The 22,410-nt window shown below is 31.1% G+C and carries 20 protein-coding genes and 1 pseudogene; 16 read left to right on the forward strand and 5 right to left on the reverse strand.

What is annotated here, in order from left to right; all coding sequences use genetic code 11:
• Nucleotides 1-219: 219 nt before the first annotated feature.
• The gene (cls, locus tag IR151_RS14355) at nucleotides 220-1,701 is read right to left on the reverse strand and encodes a cardiolipin synthase (protein ID WP_227435582.1); all 1,482 of its coding nucleotides are present in this window, start codon (nucleotides 1,699-1,701) and stop codon (nucleotides 220-222) included.
• Nucleotides 1,702-2,018: 317 nt separating this feature from the next.
• Here cls and IR151_RS14360 point away from each other — a divergent pair, with 317 nt between their 5' ends.
• The 13 genes from IR151_RS14360 to IR151_RS14415 all read left to right on the forward strand — a co-directional run bounded on the left by IR151_RS14360 (nucleotide 2,019) and on the right by IR151_RS14415 (nucleotide 17,338).
• Nucleotides 2,019-2,789 (forward strand): formate/nitrite transporter family protein, encoded by a 771-nt coding sequence (locus IR151_RS14360; RefSeq protein WP_227435585.1) that lies wholly within the window; start codon nucleotides 2,019-2,021, stop codon nucleotides 2,787-2,789.
• A 273-nt stretch (nucleotides 2,790-3,062) separates the two neighbouring features.
• The gene (murB, locus tag IR151_RS14365; RefSeq protein WP_227435587.1) at nucleotides 3,063-3,977 is read left to right on the forward strand and encodes a UDP-N-acetylmuramate dehydrogenase; all 915 of its coding nucleotides are present in this window, start codon (nucleotides 3,063-3,065) and stop codon (nucleotides 3,975-3,977) included.
• A 3-nt stretch (nucleotides 3,978-3,980) separates the two neighbouring features.
• Nucleotides 3,981-4,694, forward strand: a complete 714-nt coding sequence (locus IR151_RS14370; protein ID WP_227435589.1) for a PHP domain-containing protein — start codon at nucleotides 3,981-3,983, stop codon at nucleotides 4,692-4,694.
• Nucleotides 4,695-4,746: 52 nt separating this feature from the next.
• On the forward strand, nucleotides 4,747-5,604 hold the full coding sequence (rapZ, locus tag IR151_RS14375) for an RNase adapter RapZ (RefSeq protein ID WP_227435598.1): 858 nt from the start codon (nucleotides 4,747-4,749) through the stop codon (nucleotides 5,602-5,604).
• Nucleotides 5,605-5,615: 11 nt separating this feature from the next.
• The gene (locus tag IR151_RS14380) at nucleotides 5,616-6,722 is read left to right on the forward strand and encodes a gluconeogenesis factor YvcK family protein (protein ID WP_227435600.1); all 1,107 of its coding nucleotides are present in this window, start codon (nucleotides 5,616-5,618) and stop codon (nucleotides 6,720-6,722) included.
• Nucleotides 6,723-6,790: 68 nt separating this feature from the next.
• A complete protein-coding gene (locus IR151_RS14385; protein WP_003416968.1) occupies nucleotides 6,791-7,216 on the forward strand; it encodes an NUDIX hydrolase in 426 nt (141 codons plus the stop codon).
• A gap of 16 nt (nucleotides 7,217-7,232) precedes the next feature.
• Entirely contained in the window at nucleotides 7,233-8,183 is a 951-nt protein-coding gene (gene whiA / locus IR151_RS14390) for a DNA-binding protein WhiA (protein ID WP_227435601.1), read from the forward strand.
• Between the two features lie 153 nt (nucleotides 8,184-8,336).
• Nucleotides 8,337-11,906 (forward strand): DNA polymerase III subunit alpha, encoded by a 3,570-nt coding sequence (locus IR151_RS14395; protein WP_227435603.1) that lies wholly within the window; start codon nucleotides 8,337-8,339, stop codon nucleotides 11,904-11,906.
• Between the two features lie 208 nt (nucleotides 11,907-12,114).
• Nucleotides 12,115-13,074: a 6-phosphofructokinase gene (gene pfkA, locus IR151_RS14400; RefSeq protein ID WP_227435605.1), complete on the forward strand. Its 960-nt coding sequence runs from the start codon at nucleotides 12,115-12,117 to the stop codon at nucleotides 13,072-13,074.
• Nucleotides 13,075-13,125: 51 nt separating this feature from the next.
• Nucleotides 13,126-14,886, forward strand: coding sequence for a pyruvate kinase (gene pyk / locus IR151_RS14405; protein ID WP_227435607.1), 1,761 nt, complete (start codon nucleotides 13,126-13,128; stop codon nucleotides 14,884-14,886).
• A gap of 174 nt (nucleotides 14,887-15,060) precedes the next feature.
• The gene (gene rlmD / locus IR151_RS14410) at nucleotides 15,061-16,419 is read left to right on the forward strand and encodes a 23S rRNA (uracil(1939)-C(5))-methyltransferase RlmD (protein WP_227435610.1); all 1,359 of its coding nucleotides are present in this window, start codon (nucleotides 15,061-15,063) and stop codon (nucleotides 16,417-16,419) included.
• A gap of 444 nt (nucleotides 16,420-16,863) precedes the next feature.
• Nucleotides 16,864-17,001, forward strand: a complete 138-nt coding sequence (locus IR151_RS20515; protein ID WP_413927234.1) for a DUF6809 family protein — start codon at nucleotides 16,864-16,866, stop codon at nucleotides 16,999-17,001.
• Nucleotides 16,994-17,338 carry a TnpV protein gene (locus IR151_RS14415; protein WP_227435613.1) on the forward strand — a complete coding sequence of 115 codons (345 nt, stop codon included), beginning with the start codon at nucleotides 16,994-16,996 and terminating at the stop codon, nucleotides 17,336-17,338. Before IR151_RS20515 ends, IR151_RS14415 begins: the two co-directional genes overlap by 8 nt.
• 118 nt (nucleotides 17,339-17,456) lie before the next feature.
• Here the strand turns inward: IR151_RS14415 and IR151_RS14420 are convergent, their stop codons facing one another.
• The 3 genes from IR151_RS14420 to IR151_RS14430 all read right to left on the reverse strand — a co-directional run bounded on the left by IR151_RS14420 (nucleotide 17,457) and on the right by IR151_RS14430 (nucleotide 19,611).
• Nucleotides 17,457-18,371: a hypothetical protein gene (locus IR151_RS14420; protein ID WP_227435614.1), complete on the reverse strand. Its 915-nt coding sequence runs from the start codon at nucleotides 18,369-18,371 to the stop codon at nucleotides 17,457-17,459.
• The gene (locus IR151_RS14425; RefSeq protein ID WP_227435616.1) at nucleotides 18,364-18,888 is read right to left on the reverse strand and encodes a GNAT family N-acetyltransferase; all 525 of its coding nucleotides are present in this window, start codon (nucleotides 18,886-18,888) and stop codon (nucleotides 18,364-18,366) included. Before IR151_RS14425 ends, IR151_RS14420 begins: the two co-directional genes overlap by 8 nt.
• A gap of 114 nt (nucleotides 18,889-19,002) precedes the next feature.
• Nucleotides 19,003-19,611 (reverse strand): DUF6076 domain-containing protein, encoded by a 609-nt coding sequence (locus IR151_RS14430; protein WP_413927367.1) that lies wholly within the window; start codon nucleotides 19,609-19,611, stop codon nucleotides 19,003-19,005.
• On the opposite strand from IR151_RS14430, the gene IR151_RS14435 reads away from it, so the two are divergent.
• The 3 genes and pseudogenes from IR151_RS14435 to IR151_RS14445 all read left to right on the forward strand — a co-directional run bounded on the left by IR151_RS14435 (nucleotide 19,591) and on the right by IR151_RS14445 (nucleotide 21,170).
• Complete coding sequence (locus IR151_RS14435) at nucleotides 19,591-19,836, forward strand: DUF4368 domain-containing protein (protein WP_227435618.1); 246 nt, start codon at nucleotides 19,591-19,593, stop codon at nucleotides 19,834-19,836. The genes IR151_RS14430 and IR151_RS14435 overlap by 21 nt on opposite strands.
• Nucleotides 19,837-20,046: 210 nt before the next feature.
• Nucleotides 20,047-20,187 carry a TetR family transcriptional regulator gene (locus IR151_RS14440; protein WP_227435620.1) on the forward strand — a complete coding sequence of 47 codons (141 nt, stop codon included), beginning with the start codon at nucleotides 20,047-20,049 and terminating at the stop codon, nucleotides 20,185-20,187.
• Between the two features lie 705 nt (nucleotides 20,188-20,892).
• Nucleotides 20,893-21,170 (forward strand): annotated as a pseudogene (locus IR151_RS14445) (RNHCP domain-containing protein).
• 200 nt (nucleotides 21,171-21,370) lie between these two features.
• Here IR151_RS14445 and IR151_RS14450 read toward each other — a convergent pair.
• The gene (locus IR151_RS14450) at nucleotides 21,371-22,327 is read right to left on the reverse strand and encodes a diguanylate cyclase domain-containing protein (RefSeq protein ID WP_227435629.1); all 957 of its coding nucleotides are present in this window, start codon (nucleotides 22,325-22,327) and stop codon (nucleotides 21,371-21,373) included.
• Nucleotides 22,328-22,410: the final 83 nt, after the last annotated feature.

Raw genomic sequence — 22,410 nt, forward strand, 5'->3', positions numbered from 1 at the left:
ATAAAGAAAGAATAATATACAACAATTTCTTTATTCATAAAAACAATGCAAAAAAGTTACCTATTAAAAAAAAACTATACTAGTCTATTATAATATAAAATAATTCAGAATAGTTAAAAAAAATAAAAAAAATGGACTGAATCCAATAAAAAAAAAATAATATATATAAAAAACTTTAAAAAATAAACCAAAAGGTAAAATTTTTATAAAATAAAAGATTTATAAAACTGATGATAATAGTCTAGAAATTGATTCCTTGATTTTTATATAAGTAGACCTAGAATTATATACATCTAATGTTATTTCTTTTGAATCTAAAATATCATTTTCAAATATAACTCTTTGCTCTAGTGCTTTTTTTGAAGAGTACATAAATGCATTTACTTCAAAATTAAGCTCAAAGCTTCTTATATCCATATTAGCTGTTCCTATAGAACATATAGAGTCATCTATAACTATTGTCTTAGCATGTAAAAATGCATTTTCACCATAAGTGTAGATTTTAGCTCCAAATTTTAAAAGTTCTCCAGCATATGAATATGATGCCCAGTATACAAAAGGATGGTCAGGTTTAGAAGGAATCATAATTCTTACATCAACACCAGATAAACAAGCTATTTTTAAAGTATCTATAAATGTTGAGTCAAGTATTAAATAAGGACTCTGTATGTATATATACTTTCTAGCTTTCTGAATCATTTTAAGGTAACCATATTTAATTTCATCAAGTTCTAATATATCTGGACCACTTGATACTATCTGAATCCCAATATTTTCAGAAGGACAATCAGAAGGTGTTTCACTTTCTACGAAGTACTTTTCTAAATCTAAATCTTCTTTAGTTGTATATCTCCAATCAAGGATAAACCTCATATTTAGGTCAATTACACAATCACCAGTAAGTTTAGTATGTGTATCTCTCCATAGACCAAATTTTGGATTTCTACCTAGATATTCGTCTCCAACATTGTATCCACCTACAAATCCTACTTTTCCATCAATGACAACTATTTTTCGGTGGTTTCTGTAGTTTAAGTTAAAGTTTACAATTTTTAAGAATGATGGAAAGAAACTTCCAACTTTAACACCACTTTCTTTTAATCTAGAAAGTGTACTATTTTTTAGTGTTCTACCACCAACGGCGTCAAATAAAAGTCTTACTTCTACACCTTCTTTGGCTTTATCTACTAGAATGTCAATTATTTCAGTTCCGATTTTGTCATCTTTGAAAATGTAAAACTGTATGTTTATATATTTCTTTGCTTTCTTAAGTTCTTCAAGAAGAGTGTTAAAAAATTGACTAGACTCAGCGTAAATCCACACATCGTTATTATTGGTATAATGAGCATTATTTGAATTAGCTAATGCATAAATCATATCCTTATGTTGATGTATCTCTGAATTAATTTCAGATGTAGATTGTAATTTAACTTGAGTATCTAGTATATTGCTTTTGATTATCTTATCATCCTTTTCTTTTAATCTAAACATATTGTTTTTTGAAATATTTCTGCCAAAAGCTATATAAAGTATAAATCCAAGAGCTGGTATTAATACTAATATAAGAAGCCATGTTAGAGTTGTATTTATATTTCTCTTTTCTCTAAAAATGAGATTTAGTATAACCATGAAATTAATTATATATATTGTAGTAACTGCTATTTCATATATTGACATTTCGAAAAATGATATATCAAACATAAAATTTCCTCCTTTAAATATTTATTAAAATAAGTAATTATATATAATAACACAAACATATATCTATTATATATAATACCTCAACAATAAAAAAGTAAAATAAATATTCGAAAGGTAAATTTTTCAAATTCAATATAAATTATTTCGAAATTAACAAAGTTGGTATATAATAAATAATATAATTATATGAGACAAGTATATATAAACATATAGTATATTTTTTATATTAATAAAATTTATTATATATCATATTGTTATTATATAATTATTGCCATAAAAAGACAAGGAAAAGTATAATTTTTAAGGGGGAAGGATTTATGAGTAAAGGATTCTTGACACCTGGGGAAACTGCACAAGCAACTATAAGTGCAGGCATTAAAAAAGCGAATATTTCAACACAAAATGCAATTTTATTAGGTTTACTTGGAGGAGCATTTATAGGTTTTGGGGCATTGGGTAGTATAATAATTAGTCAGACTTTTGGTAAGATAGACCCAGGAATAGCTAGTTTTTTAAGTGCTATGGTCTTTCCAGTAGGTCTTATGCTTGTAGTGGTAGCAGGGGCAGAATTATTCACTGGAAATACCTTAATGTTTATTCCACTTATGGATAAAAAAATAACATTAGGGAAAATGCTAAGAAACTGGGGATTAGTTTATTTTGCAAATCTAGTAGGTTCACTACTTTTAGTGGCACTTTTATATTATTCTTCTACATTAACAGGGGATGTAGCTACAAAAGCCATAGCTGTAGCAGAAGCTAAAGTTAATTCAACGATAGTTTCAATGTTTTTAAAAGCAATACTTTGTAACATTTTAGTAGTTTTAGCTGTATGGATGGCTACAGCATCTCAAGACATAGTATCTAAGTTAGCCTCATGTTGGACAGTAATAATGTTATTTGTGTTATGTGGATTCCAACATAGTGTTGCAAATATGTTTTTTATACCAATGGGAATGGCATTAGGAGCAGATATTACTATGGTTCAATTAATAACTAATTTGGTATTTGTAACGCTTGGAAATGTAGTTGGAGGTTCTATAATAGTTGGAGGAATTTATTATCTTTGCTATGTGAAAAATAGTTAGATAAATAATACGAATTAAATAGCCTTTTAAAGCATTGATATCAGCGATATTGATGCTTTTTTTAAATTATTTATGTTCTTTTATATGTTGTTATTTTTTTTTTTTTACTTTATTATATATTTATTGAATATAGTTTGGAATTAAAAAACTTAAAAATATGAAATCTGTATGATAAGCAAAATCATATATTATTGAATATAGTTAATACTATATATTAATATAATTTAGATAATAATGACAACTGAAGTTTAGTATAATTTGGGAGGAAATACAATGAATAATCAAGATATATATGAAAATTTATTAAATATATTAAGCAAAGATGATATAAAAATAGATGAACCTATGAAAAAACATATCTCATTTAGAGTTGGAGGGCCAGCCGATATATTGGTTAGACCTAGAACTGAAGAGCAGTTAAAAAATGTACTTCAATTAGTGAAAAAAGAGTCTATTCCATATTTAATAATTGGAAATGGCTCAAATATTCTAATTAAAGATGGTGGAATAAGAGGCATAGTAATAGAACTTGCAGACAACTTTAATTCTTATGAGATAAAGGGCACTAAAATAATTGCTCAGTCAGGAGCTTTATTATCTGTTTTAGGTAAAGCTCTTCAAAAACAAGAATTAAAAGGATTTGAGTTTGCCTCAGGTATACCTGGAACATTGGGTGGAGCATTAGCCATGAATGCAGGAGCATATGGTGGTGAAATGAAAGATATAGTAAAATCGGTAAGATTAATAGATATGGAAGGAAATATCTTTGAACTGTCAAATGAACAGATGGAATTTGGGTATAGAAAAAGTATAATAACGAAAAATGGGTATATAGCTTTATCAGCAGAAATAGATTTACAAAAAGGAAATTATGATGAAATAAAAAGTTTAATGGATGATTTAACAACAAGAAGAACAACTAAGCAACCATTAAATTTTGCTAGTGCAGGAAGTACATTTAAAAGACCAACAGGATATTTTGCAGGTAAGTTAATAGAAGAAACTGGACTAAGAGGACTTACTTTAAGAGGTGCTCAAGTATCTGAGAAGCATTGTGGATTTGTGATTAATTTAGGAGAAGCAAGTGCTAAAGATATTTTAGATTTAATATATGTTATAAAAAGTGCTGTATATGCCAAGTTTGGGGTTATGTTGGAAGAAGAAGTCAAAATACTTGGAGAGGATTAACAAATGAAAATATTGGCTGATTATCATACACATACATTATATAGTCATGGTAAGGGAACTATTGAAGATAATGTAAAGGTGGCCATTGCTAAAGGGATAAAGACAATCGGAATATCAGACCATAGTTATAAACATATTGCATATGGTGTAAAGAGGAAAGATATTCATAAAATGAGAGAAGAAATAAATTCTTTGAATGATAAATATAGTGATATAAATATACTTTTGGGTATGGAGTGTAACATATTAGATGATAAAGGTAATATAGACATGGATGAAAAATTTATAAAAGAACTTGACTATATCATGGCTGGATACCATTTTGGTTCTACTCCTACATCATTTGGAAGTTTATTAAATCATTGTAATAACTATATTTTTAAAACTGAAAAAGCAAAAGAGTATAATACAAAAGCTGTAATAAATGCTATGAATAATAATGATATTTTTGTAATTACACATCCTGGTGATAAAGGTGATGTATATATAGAAGAAATAGCAAAGGTAGCAAAAAAGACAGATACAAGGCTTGAAATAAATAGTAGTCATTCTTTTTTAAATGTAAAACAAATAAACGAAATAAAAGAAATAGGAAATAAATTTATAATAGGGTCAGATGCACATTGCCCAGAAAGAGTGGGTGATTTTAAACGAGCTATAAAAGCTGTATATGATTCAAATATGGATATATCATTAGTAGAAAATATTATAGTGTAATAATCGAAAGATAAAAGTGTAATAAACAGAAGATAAAAAGGAGGAGTTAGCAATGAAATTTGTTATAGTTACAGGTCTTTCAGGGTCTGGAAAAAGTGAAACAATGAGAGCTTTAGAGGATATGGGATTTTATTGTGTAGATAATCTACCTCCTGCTTTGATAACTAAATTTGCAGAATTATGTTATCAACCAAATTCAAGTATTGATAAAGTTGCTCTAGGTATAGATATAAGAGGAAGAAAGTTTTTTGAAGCTCTTCATGAAAGTTTAAACTACTTAGAAAAAGAAAATTATGAATATGAAATGGTGTATTTAGATTGTAATGATGATGTATTGTTAAAGAGATATAAAATGACAAGAAGAAATCACCCATTGGCGAAAGACATGCAAATTCCAGAAGGTATAAAAATGGAAAGAAAAATAATGGAGCCTTTAAAGGGATTTTCTACATGCATAATTGACACAACTAATATGAAACCAAAAGACCTTAAAGAAGAAATAAAGAAAATATATTCTTCTGGTGAAGATAATCCTAATTTAACTATATCTGTAGTATCTTTTGGATTTAAACATGGTATACTTGCGGATGCAGATTTAGTATTTGATGTAAGATTTCTTCCTAATCCATATTATGTTGAAGAATTGAGATCTAAAACTGGTGACGATAAAGAAGTTAGAGATTATGTCATGAATTCTAAAATTAGTGAGGAATTTTATGTGAAACTTTTGGATATGATTCATTTCTTAGTACCTCAATATATAGAAGAAGGAAAACAACATCTAGTAATTGGTGTTGGATGCACAGGTGGAAGACATAGGTCAGTTACTATAACAAATCTTATAGCGGAGGATTTATCTAATAAAGGATATAGAGTTGTAAAAAAACACAGAGACTCTATGTTACGATAATGGAGGCAAACATGGCTAAATTACTTATTATTGTAGGAATTTTAGGTTGGATTGCATTAATTGTATCGTTATTTATATATAAGAAAGCAAAAAATGAAAAAGTAAGGTTATTTCAGAGGTCTGTTATTGAAAATAGAGACCCCAATGTAGTAGTAATAGGTGGAGGAACTGGTCAATCAGTGTTTCTGAGGGGGCTTAAACACTCTACGCAGAATATAACTGCGATTGTTACTGTTGCTGATGATGGTGGAGGTTCAGGAGTATTAAGAGAAGACTTAGGAATGCTTCCACCAGGAGATATAAGAAATTGCCTGTTAGCACTTGCAAATATAGAACCAACTATGAATGAAGTTATGCAATATAGGTTTACAGAAGGACTTTTAAAAGGTCAAAGTTTTGGGAATCTATTTTTAGCTGCTATGAATGGATTATATGGAAACTTTGAAAAAGCTGTGTATAAATTAAGTGAGATTTTTGCTATAACAGGTAGGGTTTTGCCAGTAACACTAGAAGATGTAAACTTAGTTGCCAAATTAAAAAATGGTGAAATAGTAAATGGCGAATCTAGTATACCTGAAGAATCAAAAAATCAAAAAAGTTCTATTGATGAGATTTTTTTAAATCCTAAAGATGTTAAACCATTAGGAGATGTTATTGCATCTATTTATGATGCTGATATTATAATTATGGGTCCTGGAAGTTTATATACTAGTATAATACCAAACTTACTTGTAGATGGTGTTGTAGACGCCATTAAAGCCTCTCTAGCACCAAAAGTGTATATATCAAATATAATGACTCAACCAGGGGAAACAGAAGGATATAATGTATTAGAACATATTAATGCGATAATAAAGCATACTGACAATAATTTGATAGATTATGTGATAGCAAATAACGAAATATTGCCAGAAGGAATGCTTGATTTATATAAACAAGATGGAGCAGAACAGGTTTTACTAGATAAAAAACAAAAAGATAAGTTAAAAGAGATGGGTATAAAAACCGTAGAAAAAAATTTGATTGAAATAAAAAATAATTATATAAGACATGATGCAAAATATATATCTAACATAGTTATTGAGTTAGCCCTAAATCATAATTACAACAAAAGTTAGTAAAAAAGGATTTTAAAAAAAAGTGTAGAAATCCTTATCATTATGTTAGTTTTAAGGAGTGAACATCGATGAGAGAAGAGGTTAGTGCTGGTGGTGTAGTCCTGTTTGGCAATACGATTCTTTTACTAAGGAAGTTCAATGGAGATTGGGTGCTACCCAAAGGAAAAGTAGAAGAAGGGGAAAATAACCAAGAGGCAGCATTACGTGAAGTAAGCGAAGAAACTGGAGTAAAAGCAGATATATTGAAATATTTAGGTGAAATACACTATACATTCAAAGAAAACTGGGATGAAAATAGAGCAGTTCATAAAACAGTTTTTTGGTACTTAATGCAAGCAAAAAATATGGATACTATTCCACAAAAAGAGGAAGGCTTTATTGATGCTAAATTTATCCATCTAGATAGAGTGGTAGACCTAGCTAGGTATGATGATGAAAAGGAAATAATAAAGGTTGCCTTGCAGGAAATAAAAAAAAGGTTAAAGAAAAATTAGTTAATGGGTGATATATATGTCTTTTTCAACTGAAACCAAAAATGAACTAGCGAGAATTGTATCTGAGAATGAATGTTGTAATATAGCTGAACTGTCAGCTCTAGTTAAATCAGGGGGAAGTATACAAATTGTTGGATATAAAAAACTAAATTTAAAAATAACAACAGAATTAAACTCAATAGCCCGTAAAGTCTTTAAGTTATTAAAAAAGAATTTCAGCATAAATACTACAATTTCTGTAAATAAAAATCAAATGTTAAAGAGAAATAATAGTTATGTATTAATGGTAACAAGTGAAATGGGTTCAGAAATGTTATTAAAAAAATTAGGTGTATTGGAAGAAAAAGAGGGATTTTTTACTATAAATAGAGTTCCAGAAAGTTTGGTTAAACATGAGGGATGTAAAAGAGCTTTTATAAGAGGAGCTTTTCTTGGTGGAGGTTCTATAAGTGATCCAGAAAAAAACTATCATATGGAATTTGTAACTAACAATGAGGATTTTGCAGATTCATTAAAAGAACTTATAAATTCTTTAGGCTTTAATAGTAAAATTGTGGCTAGAAAAAATAATTATGTTGTTTATCTTAAAGAGAGTGAACAAATATCCGATTTATTAAGTATTATAGGAGGACACCACGCTCTTTTAAGTCTCCAAAATACTAAAATAGTAAAAGAAATGAGAAATAATGTAAACAGAATAGTAAATTGCGAGACAGCTAACCTTTCTAAAACAGTAAATGCAGCCGTAAGACAAGTAGAAAATATTAGACTAATACAAGAAACTATAGGGATTAGTAGCTTACCAGAAAATTTACAAGAAATAGCCAAGATTAGAATTGAGTATGAAGATATGACTCTCAAGGAGCTTGGAGAGATGTTAGACCCGCCAATAGGAAAATCTGGTGTCAATCATAGACTTAGAAAAATAGAAGAAATCGCAACAGACTTGAAAAAAAAATCATTATAATAAATTTGAGGGGACAATCTCAAAATAAGAATTAATTTCAACATATAGGGTTATAGGTGGAAGTTAATTCCTATTTTGAGATAAAAGTCTCTGTTTTTGTTTTAAGACATGTATTTGTGGTAAAATTAAATTTATAAAACAGGAGGTGATTTAATGGAAAAAGATTTTGCTCATCTTCATGTACATACCGAGTATAGTTTACTTGATGGATTTTCGAGGGTGAAAAAACTTATAAAAAGAGCTAAAGAATTAAATATGAGTTCAATTGCTATTACTGACCATGGCTGTATGTTTGGTGTTATAGATTTTTATAAAACAGCTATAAAAGAAGGAATAAAACCAATTATAGGGTGTGAAGTTTATACAGCTGCACGTGGATTAAGAGATAAAGACCCTAATTATGATAAATATCAAGGACATTTAGTTTTGTTAGCTAAGAATATGGAAGGCTATAAAAATTTGATAAAAATAGTCTCAACTTCATATGTAGAAGGCTTCTACTATAAGCCTAGAGTCGATATGGAAGAACTTAGAAAGCATTGTGAAGGGATTGTAGCACTTTCTGCATGTCTTGCAGGAGATGTTGCACGTGCTTTGATGAATAGAAATTATGAAAAAGCAAAAAAGTTTGCCATTGATTACAAAGATATATTTGGTGAAGAAAATTTCTTTTTAGAAATTCAAGACCATAATTTACCAGAACAGAGAGAAGTGAATTCTGGATTAGTGAAATTATCAAAAGAGACTGGTATTCCACTAGTTGCTACTAATGATGTTCACTATGTAAATAAAGAAGATTCAAAAATACATGATGTTCTTATGTGTATTCAAATGGGTAAAACAGTAAATGACCCAAATAGAATGAGATTTGGAAGTGATGAGTTTTATCTGAAATCAAGAGAAGAAATGGAAGAGTTATTCCCATATGCACTAGAGGCTATTGATAATACTGTAAAAATAGCTGATATGTGTAATGTAGAGTTTGATTTTAACACTATACATCTTCCTAAATATGATGTTCCAGATGGATATACGCCAGAAACTTATTTAAGAGAATTGTGTTTTAATGGATTAAAAGAAAGATATGATAATCCTGATAGTGAGATACTAGATAGATTAAACTATGAATTAGATGTAATTGAAAAAATGGGTTATGTGGAATACTTTTTAATAGTTTGGGACTTTATAAATTTCTCTAAAGAAAATAATATTATAGTAGGACCAGGTAGAGGTAGTGCGGCAGGTTCAATAGTAGCATATACACTTAAGATAACTGATATAGACCCAATAAAATATTCTCTCCTATTTGAACGTTTTCTAAATCCAGAACGTATATCTATGCCAGATATAGATATAGATTTTTGCTATGAAAGAAGAGAAGAAGTTATAGACTATGTAAAGCGAAAATATGGTGATGACCATGTTGCACAAATAATAACTTTTGGAACAATGGGTGCAAAAGCCGCAATAAGAGATGTTGGAAGAGTATTAGATATAGGCTACAATAAGGTTGATAAGATAGCTAAAGAAATACCATTTGCTTTAGGAATGACTATAGATAAGGCATTAGATACAAATCCAAACCTTAAGGATTTATATGACCAAGACCCTGAAACAAAAGAGATAATCAATATATCAAAGCAAATAGAGGGAATGTTAAGACATGCTTCCACTCATGCAGCAGGAGTTGTTATATCCAAAAATCCTGTAGATGAGTATGTACCTCTGTACAAGCATCAAGATGCAATCACAACTCAATTTACTATGACAACACTTGAAGAACTTGGTCTTTTAAAGATGGACTTTCTTGGATTAAGAACACTTACAGTTATAAGAGATGCACTTGATTTAATAGAAAAGAATAGAACAATAAAAAATTACACTGAAAATATAGATTTTTCAAAGATGGACTATGATGATCCAAAGGTATATGAAATGCTTTCATCTGGAAATACTTTAGGAGTGTTTCAGTTGGAAAGTGCTGGTATGAGAAGTTTTATGAAACAACTGAAACCAGATAATTTTGAAGATATTGTAGCGGGAATATCCCTATTTAGACCAGGTCCAATGGACTCTATACCTGCGTATATAAAAAATAAAAGTAATCCAAAAGATGTAACATACTTACATGAGAAATTAAAACCAATAATGGAAGTTACATATGGATGTTTGGTATATCAAGAACAAGTTATGCAAGTTGTTAGAGATTTAGGTGGATATAGTTATGGTCGTAGTGACTTGGTTAGAAGAGCCATGAGTAAGAAAAAAATGGATGTAATGGAAGAAGAAAGACAATATTTTATTCATGGGAAATTTGATGAAGATGGCAACATAGAAATTGCAGGGTGTGTTAGAAATGGTGTAGAAGAGGAAATAGCCAATAAAATATTTGATGACATGATAGATTTTGCTCGTTATGCATTTAATAAATCACATGCAGCTGCATATGGAGTTTTAGCATATGAGACAGCTTATTTAAAAACATATTATCCTGTTGAGTTTATGGCAGCTTTAATAACTAGTGTTATGGGAAATACTGATAAGGTAGTTGAATATATAAGAGAATGTAAAGCATTAGATATAGATGTGTTGCCACCAGACATAAATAAAAGTTTTTCAAAATTCTCGGTTGAAGGTGACAACATAAGATTTGGTCTGGCTGCTGTAAAAAATGTTGGTGTAAATATAATAAATAATATAATTGATGAGAGAGAGTCTAAGGGATTATTTATAGACTTAGTTGATTTAGTTAAGAGATTAGACCAAAAAGATACAAATAAAAGAGTAATAGAAAGCTTAATAAAATGTGGAGCTTTTGATAATATAAGTGAAAATAGAGCTAGTCTGATGGCTGGTTATGAAACTTTATTAGAAAGTGTTTCTATGGACAGAAAGAAAAATGTTCAAGGTCAAATTTCATTATTTGATGCTTTTGGAGATAGTGAAGAAGATAGTGACTTTCAACAAATATATAATTTACCTAAAAGACCAGAATATGAAGAAAGAGAGAAACTTAATCTTGAAAAAGAAGTTCTGGGAATGTATGTAAGTGGGCATCCTTTATCGCAATTTGAAAAAGAATTACAAGAAAAAACATCTATAGATAATGGAAAGTTAAATTCATTAAAAGAGGATGAAGAGTCATATATACAAATGAATGAAACTGATGCAATAATGGGTGGAATGATTGTAAATAAAACGATAAAAACCACAAAAAGAAATGAAATTATGGCATTTATTGAGTTAGAAGATTTATATGGTGCTATAGAAATAATAGTTTTTCCTCAGTTATTACAAAAATATAATGTTATTTTAAACGAAGATAATATAATTTATGTAAAAGGAACATTAAGTATAAAAGAAGGCGAAAATGCAAAACTTATAGCTAGAGAAATAAAAGATATAAAAGACAATACTGACTTTGAAGCTAAAAAATATAATTCAGTAAGAACTAAAAATGTACAAAATGTGAAGTTAGAAAGTGGAAAAAAACTGTATTTAAAAATAGATAGTATGTCTGACACAGATACAACTTACAATATTATAGAAATAGCAAAGCAATATCCAGGCAATGACAGTATATACTTATATCCTATGGATGAAAATATAAATGGTAAGCGCAAAGCATATAAAATGACAGGAGTATCCACCTTTATATGTGATGAATTTATAAACAATTTAGAAAGATTACTTCCTAAGGATAACATAAAGATAAAAGCTTAATTTTTTGGATAAAAATCTAAATATATTATAATAATATGAAAAATATTGTCCGTTTTGTGATATAATATCACAAAATGGACATTTAAGGACATTTAATTTTTTTAGTCTTGATGGGATTGAAAAATGATATAGGGACGAAAAAAGTCCATTAAGATATGATAAGAATGATTATAATAAAAATTTGACATAAAATCCAAGGAGGTAAAAAATGAAAACTATAGGATTACTAACAAGTGGAGGAGATGCTCCAGGAATGAATGCTGCAATTAGAGCGGTTGTAAGGTCAGCAATATATTATGGATGCAAAGTATATGGAATCAATAGAGGATATAAGGGATTGTTGGAAGAAGATTTAACTGAAATGAACTTATCTTCTGTTGGGGATATTATACACAGAGGAGGAACTATATTAAAATCTTCTAGATGTGAAGAATTCAAAACAGAAGAAGGTAGATTAAAGGCAGTAAAAATTCTTAAAAAGTATAAAATTGACTGCTTAGTAGTAATTGGAGGAGACGGTTCATTTACAGGAGCTCAAAAACTTAGTGACTTAGGATTTCCAGCTATAGGTATACCAGGAACTATAGATAATGACTTAGCATATACAGATTATACTATAGGATTTGACACTGCAATGAATACTATTATAGATGCTATAGGTAAAATAAGAGATACATCATCATCTCATGAAAGAGTTAATATAGTAGAAGTTATGGGAAGACACTGTGGAGATTTAGCCTTATATGCAGGTCTTGCAGGAGGAGCTGAAACTATAATAGTACCAGAAGTAGAGGTTAAAGTAGATGAAGTTGCTTTAAGATTAAAGACTACTCAAAAAAGAGGTAAGAGACATAGTATAATCGTGTTGGCAGAAGGAGTTGGAAGTGCTAGCGATTTAGAGAAGGAACTTAAAAAAGAATCAGGAGCAGATTTAAGAGTAACTGTATTAGGTCATGTTCAAAGAGGAGGAAGCCCAACTGTATTTGATAGAATACTAGCAAGCAGACTTGGTGTAAGAGCTGTAGAATTACTACTAGATGGAAAGTCAGCTAGAGTTGTCGGAATAAAAGAAAACAAAATAATTGACTTAGAAATAAGTGAAGCTTTATCTCAAAAGAAGGTTTTTGATAAAGAAGCTTATGAAATGGCAAAAATATTATCTATATAAATCTTAGTATTTAAAATAAATCTGTGAAATAATATTTCAGGAGGAGCAAATATGTTAAATAATGTAAAGAAAACAAAAATTGTTTGTACACTAGGGCCAGCATCACAAAGTGAAGAAGTTTTAACTCAACTTATGCAAAATGGTCTAAATGTGTGCAGATTTAACTTTTCCCATGGTTCACATGAAGAACACAAGGAAAGAATAGATATGGCAAAAAAAGTTAGAGAAAAACTAAATAAACCAGTTGCTATATTATTAGACACTAAAGGTCCAGAAATTAGAACAGGTAATTTTGCAGACCCAGAGGTATCTTTAGAAGAAGGACAAAAATTTACTATAACTATGAAAGATGTTGTAGGAACTAAAGAAATATGTACAGTAAGTTATAAGGGTCTTGCGGAAGATGTTAAAGTAGGAGATTCTATACTAATAGATGATGGCTTAGTTGGTTTAAGAGTAAAAGAAATAAATGGCGAAGATATAGTATGTATCGTTGAAAATTCTGGAATAGTAAAAAATCATAAAGGGGTAAATGTGCCTGGTGTAAAAATAAATTTACCAGCAATAACTCCTAAAGATATAAGCGACATAGAATTTGGAATAAGCCAAGGTATAGACTATATAGCTGCCTCATTTGTAAGGAAAGCATCTGATGTACTAGCAATAAGAGAAATTTTAGAAAATAACAATGCAACTGATATACAAATTATATCTAAGATAGAAAATCAAGAAGGTGTAGAAAACTTAGATGAAATATTAAAAGTTTCTGATGGTATAATGGTAGCTAGAGGTGATTTAGGTGTTGAAATACCTACTGAAGAAATGCCAATAGTTCAGAAAATGATGATAAAAAAATGCAATGAATTAGCAAAACCAGTTGTAACTGCTACACAAATGCTTGATTCTATGATAAGAAATCCAAGACCAACAAGAGCAGAAGTTACAGACGTAGCTAATGCTATATATGATGGAACAGATGCAATAATGTTATCTGGAGAAACTGCTGCTGGGAAATATCCTGTAGAAGCTGTAAAAATGATGGCTACAATAGCAAAAAGAACAGAAGAAACTTTGGATTATGATAGATTGTTAAAGGAAAATGGTACTAATAATGTTACAGTAACAGATGCAATAAGCCATGCTACTTGTACAACAGCTGTAGATTTAGATGCATCATCTATAATAACATCTACTTCTTCAGGTTATACTGCTAGAATGGTGTCTAAATTTAGACCAAAATCTCCAATAATAGCTACTACAAATAATGAAAAAACTATGAATAAACTAGCTCTTACATGGGGAGTTTATCCAGTTAAATCTTCTGTTGCAGGAAATACAGATGAAGTTATAGAAAAAGCAATAGAAGCAGCTAGACAAGCAGATTATATAGATAATGGAGAACTAGTGGTTATAACTGCTGGAGTACCAGTAGGAGTAAGCGGAACTACTAACTTAATAAAGGTTCATGTAATAAGTGAAGAAATTGTTCAAGGTATAGGTGTAGGTAATCAAACAGTAGAAGGTAAAGTTCGTATAATAAAAAATGGAGATACTTGTGTAGACTTCAATAAAGGAGATATATTAGTTTCTACAGCTACTGATGCTGAAATGAACAATTATATAGAGAAAGCAGGAGCTGTAGTAACTGAAAATGGTGGAATGACATCACATACAGCTATCGTAGGAATAAATTTAGATATCCCAGTTATTGTGTCTGCAAATGATATAACTAATCTAGTAAAAGATGGAGAAGTTGTAACAGTGGATGCATCAAGAGGTGTAATATATAGAGGTTCAACTAGAGTTTTATAAGAAAATAATAAATTTATTTTGTCAAGGGGCTTTATAAGCTCCTTTTTTTTTGGTAAAATAAAATATTGTAGCTTAGTAAAAAATATAGTTTAGTTAATAGCAAGATTTTAATATATATTTAAAGAAAAGAATTTGTAAGAATTTAAATTTAATATAGTGATTGGAGGGTGATTTATGCTTTCAAAAAACGAGATGTATATTGTAGATATAGTAGACATTGGACAGGCTGGAGTAGGCGTTGGAAAGTACAATGGTATTACAGTTTTTGTAGAGGGCGGATTAATACAAGATAAAGTTAAAGTTAAAATTAATAAGGTCAAGAAAAATTATGCTGTAGGAGACATTGTTGAAATAATAGAGAAGTCTCCATTTAGAGTAAAAAGAGTGTGTAGTGACAATTTTAAGGATTGTGGAGGGTGCCAAATACAAGATTTAGACTATAATAAACAACTTGAAATGAAAACAAATGAAGTTAAACAAGTGCTTACAAGAATAGGTAAGTTGGATGATGTGGTAGTTCATGATACTATAGGCATGGAGAAGCCATATAGATATAGAAATAAAGCTCAATTTCCAATACAAAAGAACAATGGAGTTCCTATTATTGGTTTTTACAAAAAGAAGACTCACGATGTAATATCGACAGAAAAATGTGTAATACAACATGAACTAAATGATAAAATTGTTAAGATAATAAAAACATATATAAGAGCTTATAAGGTAAGCATATATGATGAAAAGGCTCAGACTGGAGTAATTAGACATTTGGTGACAAAAATTGGATTTACAACTAAAGAAGTAATGGTTGTATTAGTCGCAAATGGAAACAGACTTCCATATCTTAAAGAATTAGCTTCAGTATTAAAGGAAAATATACCTGGATTTAAGACTTTAGTTGTAAATATAAATGAAAAAAATACAAATGCCATTCTTGGAAAAGAGAATATAGTTGTGTATGGAGATGGTAAAATAAATGATTATATAGGAGATTTAGTATTTGAGATTTCTCCATTGTCATTTTTCCAAGTAAATCCTATACAAACTAAGGTATTATATGATAAAGCTCTTGAATATGCAGATTTAAAGGATACTGATACTGTTTTTGATATTTATTGTGGTATAGGTACAATCTCTTTATTTTTAGCGCAAAAGGCTAAAAAAGTTTATGGAATAGAAATTATAGAAGATGCTATAAAAGATGCTAAGGTAAATGCTAGATTAAACAATATACATAATGCTGAATTCTATGTGGGTAAGGCAGAAGAGGTTGTTCCTAAGATGTATAGTGAGGGTAAGACTGCTAATGTTGTAGTTGTAGACCCACCTAGAAAGGGTTGTGACGAAAAGGTTTTAGATACAATTGTTTCAATGAATCCTGAGAGAATTGTTTATGTTTCTTGTAATCCTTCTACTTTAGCAAGGGATTTAGATTATCTAAATATGCATGGATTTAAATGTATTGAGGTACAACCTGTAGATATGTTCCCTCATTCTACACATGTGGAAACTGTAGCTAAGATAATCAAGCAATAGTAATGTATATATTAAGATTTAAATAATAAAACAGGAAAGGCTCTTTAGGCTCTCTGTGATAAGGATGTTTACAAACCAAGTAACAGCAAGGCATACAGCCAAACGGTTCCAAGTAAATTGTAAGCATCCATTTCACACAAAACCAAAAAGCCATTGAAACTATCTTTACAGACGGTTCCAATGGCTTTTTGCTGTACTATTGCCGGATAAATCACTTTAAATCGTTAAATCTTTGTCTGGGATTCCGGTCTGGACGCGCAAGCATTTATCGCTTACCATAATAGGTGAAGTAGGCGAGATAATGCAACAGACAATTGAATTGCTTTATAATGGGGATATTTGCCCAGGCGAGCGGACGAGGATTCGACTTGGCGGATATAAAGCCGCAAGAGAGATTGCCATGAAGGCTCACGATGCCCTTGAGGATAAGCTCTATGCGAACCAATGAAAGCGGAGCTCGATGAGTTTCTTTCCAAAGATTCCGATGCGACTTCCATGTATGCTACACAGTCTTTTATTGATGGCTTCAAGCTGGGGGCAAAGCTGATGTTAGAGATTTTGGAGGTGGGCGATGATGATTGACTTGGAATATATTGGTATTAATGGGTTGCTTTATCCGAACATTGAAACTGGAATGGAAAACATAGAAAACGATTTAAGTAAATATGGTTTATTTCGATTACGGTATCTACATAAGTATAAGTTTGGGATGTATCGGGAATTGTTTTTGACAGGCAAACTGGCAGAACATTGTAAGCAGATTGATAAGACCGCCTTTGACCGTTCCGAGCGGATACAGGCAGACTGGCTCACAGCCCACCCAATGACCCTTGAGGATACGATGGAGCGCATTAGGCTACGGACACAGGCACAGACGATAGCCGATGAAATTGTGTTTGCAGAACTGATTTACACTTAAAAACAGCCGCTGCACTAACCGTAAAAAGTTGGTGTGGCGGCTTGTTTGTGTAGATTATCTCGATACTCTCGAAAAGCAGCCAACGAGAGTGGCACACAGCAAATTGCTCATAATATGATTATAGCATCATAATTCGCTCAATTCCAATACCGCTAATAAGCAATCTCTCTCGCTTATTGCATAACATCTGTTGCGTCCAATCAACAAACCCACCGTCACCAATTTCAAGGGTTTCACCGTCTTTTTCCATATAAATCTTAAAATTGATTCCTTTGTAATAATTATTATCCTCATGGTCTAAATCAAAATCAAACGGTGTATCAGGTAGCTCGGTTTGTATCAGTTCTGACATTCTCTGAAAAAATCCATCGGTATCGGTATAGCCACCACGCTTTCTAAGAGTGACCGACATTTTTGCATGATACTTTTCGAGTAACAGTAGCTTATAATACTCAAGCTGCTTTAAAAGTATTTCTTTCTCACTCAAATAAGAGCCAGTGTCTTTAGCTGTCGATACAATGCAAAATATCCCGAAGTGAGCAAAATGATTTTTGCTTAAAAGAGGTTGAGTTCTCGTCGTTCTTGCAGTTGTGCAAAAGTGCGCGGCAGTAGAATTATCAAGTGCTTTATTTTTTATTTTATCCGCAATTATGGTTGCGAGCATATTTGTTGGGTCAGCAAGTACTTCTGTTCCACGAAGTGCACTGACTATATTGTTTTGATCCACACAGCCAAATGTAGAGCAGTTACCAAACGGTGCAACGGGAGAAAGCATAACGCTTTTAATACCAACACTTTTTGCAAGCTCTAATAGCATAATTTCATACTTGTGATAATCTATGGCATCGCAACCGCTCGGAACGCAAAAACGGTTTAGCGCATAGCTTTTCAGCATATTTGGAGGAGATATATTTTTTTGCTTCATTATCTCAAGCAGCAATGTATTCAGGTCAGATTGTGACAACGAAGCCATTTTCTCCGTTAATTCTGGATTACCAATCTTATTTAATATTCGGTTTGTTATCTCATTCACTTTTTTCACCACATTTCGTATCAATCATATATTCTTCAAGGTATAATTTGCGTCCATCCGGCGTTATTACTTCTTTCTCGCTGGATAGCACACCCCCAAAATAGAGCGGTATTTTTTTGCTTGCAATATTTCGTTTGTCAACAGGATAGAGCAGCTTTTTAATACCCATATTTTCGGCATACTCGATCAGTCCACCAATAGCTTCTCTGCCATAATAATTACCATGAGCTGATATTTTTGTCCAGATGCCAAGTTCAGGAATTTCACCTTTTAATTTGTGCAAACCGCATGTTCCTAAAAACTCACCCGTATCCGAAAGTGTAATCACATACACAAAATCAGTGCCATCAATGCGTTGTTTCGTGAAATTTTCAATAACACTTTCAGTTTCGCTTATTTTATTCGCAGGACAAGGAAACATGTATGTTGTTACCTCATTTGAGAAGTTAGCGAAAATGTCGTGTTTATGCTTTTTTTCAACAGGCAAAAGTACTAACCGTTTCGTTTGAATGTTCATAAGTTTGACCTCGTCTAATATAAATTGAACCCATCCCGCCGCTACCACCAAATCGCAGGAGGGTATCTTTCTAATTCAGTATACCAAAAATATCGTCTAAAAGAAATACAAAAGTCATTGCAATTCAAGCCTTTTAGCAAATTCCGTTTCTGAAATTCCCCCCGCCACATACTGCCGCCTTGCTTCTTTCGCCGTTTCCGCCCAAAAAGTGAACGCTTTTCGTGCCGCACCAATCTTATCGTCGGCGGGCATTTCTTTGGCTTCATCCCGCATCATCTTAGCGTAATGCGCCTTGTAAATCCGCTCATAATCGAGCAGCGGTGCATCCTCCGCCAGCTTTTTCAGATACTCCGCTTTGTTGCCGATTGCCTTACATGTGAGTCCGTTTTCTGCCGTTCGGTCACAGTAAAAGGTTTCGTGCTTGGATTTGAGAACGAAATATCGGCCGCAGTTGCGGCACTTTCGCACACGCAAACCCTGCTTGAGTAATTCTGTAAATTCAAAATACAGAAATTCATTGAGGCTTTGTAGAATGGTGAAGCTCACAATATTTGCGCCCTTGGGGTTCAGCTTGTCGATTGCGGCAAGCTGTTCTTTTTTGTCTGCAAGCTCCATTTTGTCTATGGCTTCAAAATCAGCTTTGCCGTTTTTGGTAGGCGCAATCGCCGTGCCGGTCAGTAGGTAATAAAGCATATAGTCTTGATGCAATGCGGTAAATGCCATAAATCGTCCGCAAAGGCAGAAATCGACGCCGAGCAGGATAAGCTGCTCAACGCCGACCGCTTTCTTAAAATCGTGGAAAAGTACACTGATATTCGGGAGCTGACGTCCGAACTCGTGCGAGAGTTTATCGAAAAAATCGTTGTTTATGAGCGCAGCGAGCCACGGAAGAAGAAAAATTACACCCAGCAGGTTGAGGTCTATTTCAACTTTGTCGGCAGAGTTTAGAACAGAGAAAAGCTGTAGGATACTCGCTGTGTATCCTACGGCCAATCTCAAGGATGGAAAACATCCTTATCGGGCAGAGCCATTAGGGAGCCTTTTTTTCTATTTCATAATTCAATAATGAACAAAATTAAAATTCTGTTTTTTAATAATGAACATACATTGTAATTATTATTATCTGCAAGTATGATATTTCTAGGAGGATTACTAAAGATGCAAATAAAAAAAGAAGAAATAGAAAAGAAAATTGCAGAAGTTGCAACAAACGAATTTTTAAAAAAAGGTTATGAAAATTCTTCTATGAGAACTATAGCGAAAAAAGCTCATACGTCTATTGGAAATATGTATCATTAAGTAAACTGTTTTTTGACCGATTAACAGGTAATAAAAAGATTACGATGCTTGAAGGTGCAGGGCATTTTCCAATAGAAGAAAATGGATTGAATCAAATAAGTAGTACTTGTATTATATTTTTGGAACAATGTTATGAAATAACAAATTTATAGAATTATCTTTATGTACTGCCATAAGGAAAAATATAAAAAATACTTATTATAAAAAATTAATATTAAGTGAATATTAGATTTGAAAAGACTCCTAAATGCTATAGAATAAAGGAATGAGACAAACCTAAATATATGAGTATGTTAAACTACACTTGAATATAAAAATATTTTATAGTAAAGTATCAGTAATAATATTAGTGAATGAGTGTCTTGCTCAGCATTTATAGATAACTAACATATGACAACAAATAATAATATTATTACATATTACTTTGTTAAATTGTGGTGTAGTGGGCTTTAATTTGCTATACCTTTATTAATTTTACATAGAGTTATTTTGAATATAATTATGTTGAAATAGAAAAGATTAAATTTTCCAGTCTACAGGAGTTTTCTATTTTTGTGTAGGTAAATATGTATACCACATAAAAAGGTAGATATAAGTATCTGTGGGCTTTTTTTGTAGAAAATACAAGATATGGAGGATTTAAAAATGAATTATACAAATAGAAAGTGAACTTGTTATCAGGATAACACCTGTCTAGATAATTTTATTTGCAAAAAGTGTGGTTGCTTTGTAGTTCTAGAAGGCTCTGGTACACAACATAGAAATCACTGTACTCATTGCCTACACAGTTTCATGTGGATATTATTCCTAGTAACTGTGCCACAGATTGTGATGGTAATATGGAACACATTGGAGTATGGGTGAGAAAAAATGGTGAATGGGCAACTATTTGGCAGAGAAGGAAAAGAAATTCAAAAACATTACAAAAACAAATAAAATCATTAAAAAATATTCTAAAAATAAATAAGATATTTCAAACCTGAGTGCAGTTGTTTTGCCATATTTATTCATTTGTTGATGGATTGAAAGGCTGCTTATTTATTGAAGTTCTAGTTATCAGATAGTCAGATGAACAGATACAGAGCCGATAAACTTGTTGGCGATAGCAGTATATCGGCTCTGTGTCTGTGTACTTTTTATGTTCCTTTAGCATTCATATTACAAATACATCAAATAATACTGCTTAAAACCAACTAAATTTTCCTTTGTTGTTTCTTTTTGTATAATATAGAGCATAATCAGATTGTTTATATAAAGATTGAAACGTATCTAAGTTGCTTTCTAGTCTTGATATGCCTATAGAGCAAGAATTGATATCAGAACATAACTTTGCAACTTTTTTTGCTTTATTTTCAACATCTTCCTTAGACTGATTGATATATTCAAATACAGCAAATTCATCTCCTCCAAGTCTTCCAATAATAGCATTATTGGTAAACACTTTAGTCAAAACATTAGCAAATTGTATTAATATTTCATCTCCTCTAATATGACCAAATATATCATTTATTTGCTTAAAATTATCTAAATCAAAAATATAAAAATACCCACATGAAGTAGTTTCTAGCATTTCTTTTATATGTACTTCAAAAAAATGACGATTATATAATCCAGTCATAAGGTCTTTTTCTGATTTCAACTTAAATTCATTAGCCATAGCTAGAGCTTCTTTTGCTTTTTCAGTTATTGTTTTAGGATAGTATTCATCTTTTACCTGATCAAAGTTTGGAATAGAATGGTGTATATGGAGCAGTGTGATTTTACCATCTATAACTTTATATACCATAGTAAATCGAGTATCCATTTCTACATAGATGTCTCTTTCTAAGTACTCTTCTTCTATTACCCATAGAGTTCCATATACTATAAAAGTTTCATTTGTAACTTTAGTACATGAGTACCACTCATCTATAATTTTAAAATTTATTTCTTCTGATTCTATTTGGTCTTTTTCAAGATTTATAATGAAGTTCTCTAATGATGTATAGAATTCATGTTTTCCTGTTCCAAACAATGTAAAATTATCATCTAATAAAGACATGATAAATTGTAAGCCATCCTCGTCTGGATTTAAAATATAAATGTGCCAGATTTTCTTTGATAAATCACATAATTGTTCTTGTATTGTATTATTTTCCATAGAGTAACCCCTTAAGATTTGTAGTTTATAATTCTTTTAGTTAGTACTATTTATTTGGATGCTTGTGACAATATTATAATATA

The sequence above is a fragment of the Clostridioides sp. ES-S-0006-03 genome (assembly GCF_020662275.1).
Classification (GTDB): domain Bacteria; phylum Bacillota; class Clostridia; order Peptostreptococcales; family Peptostreptococcaceae; genus Clostridioides.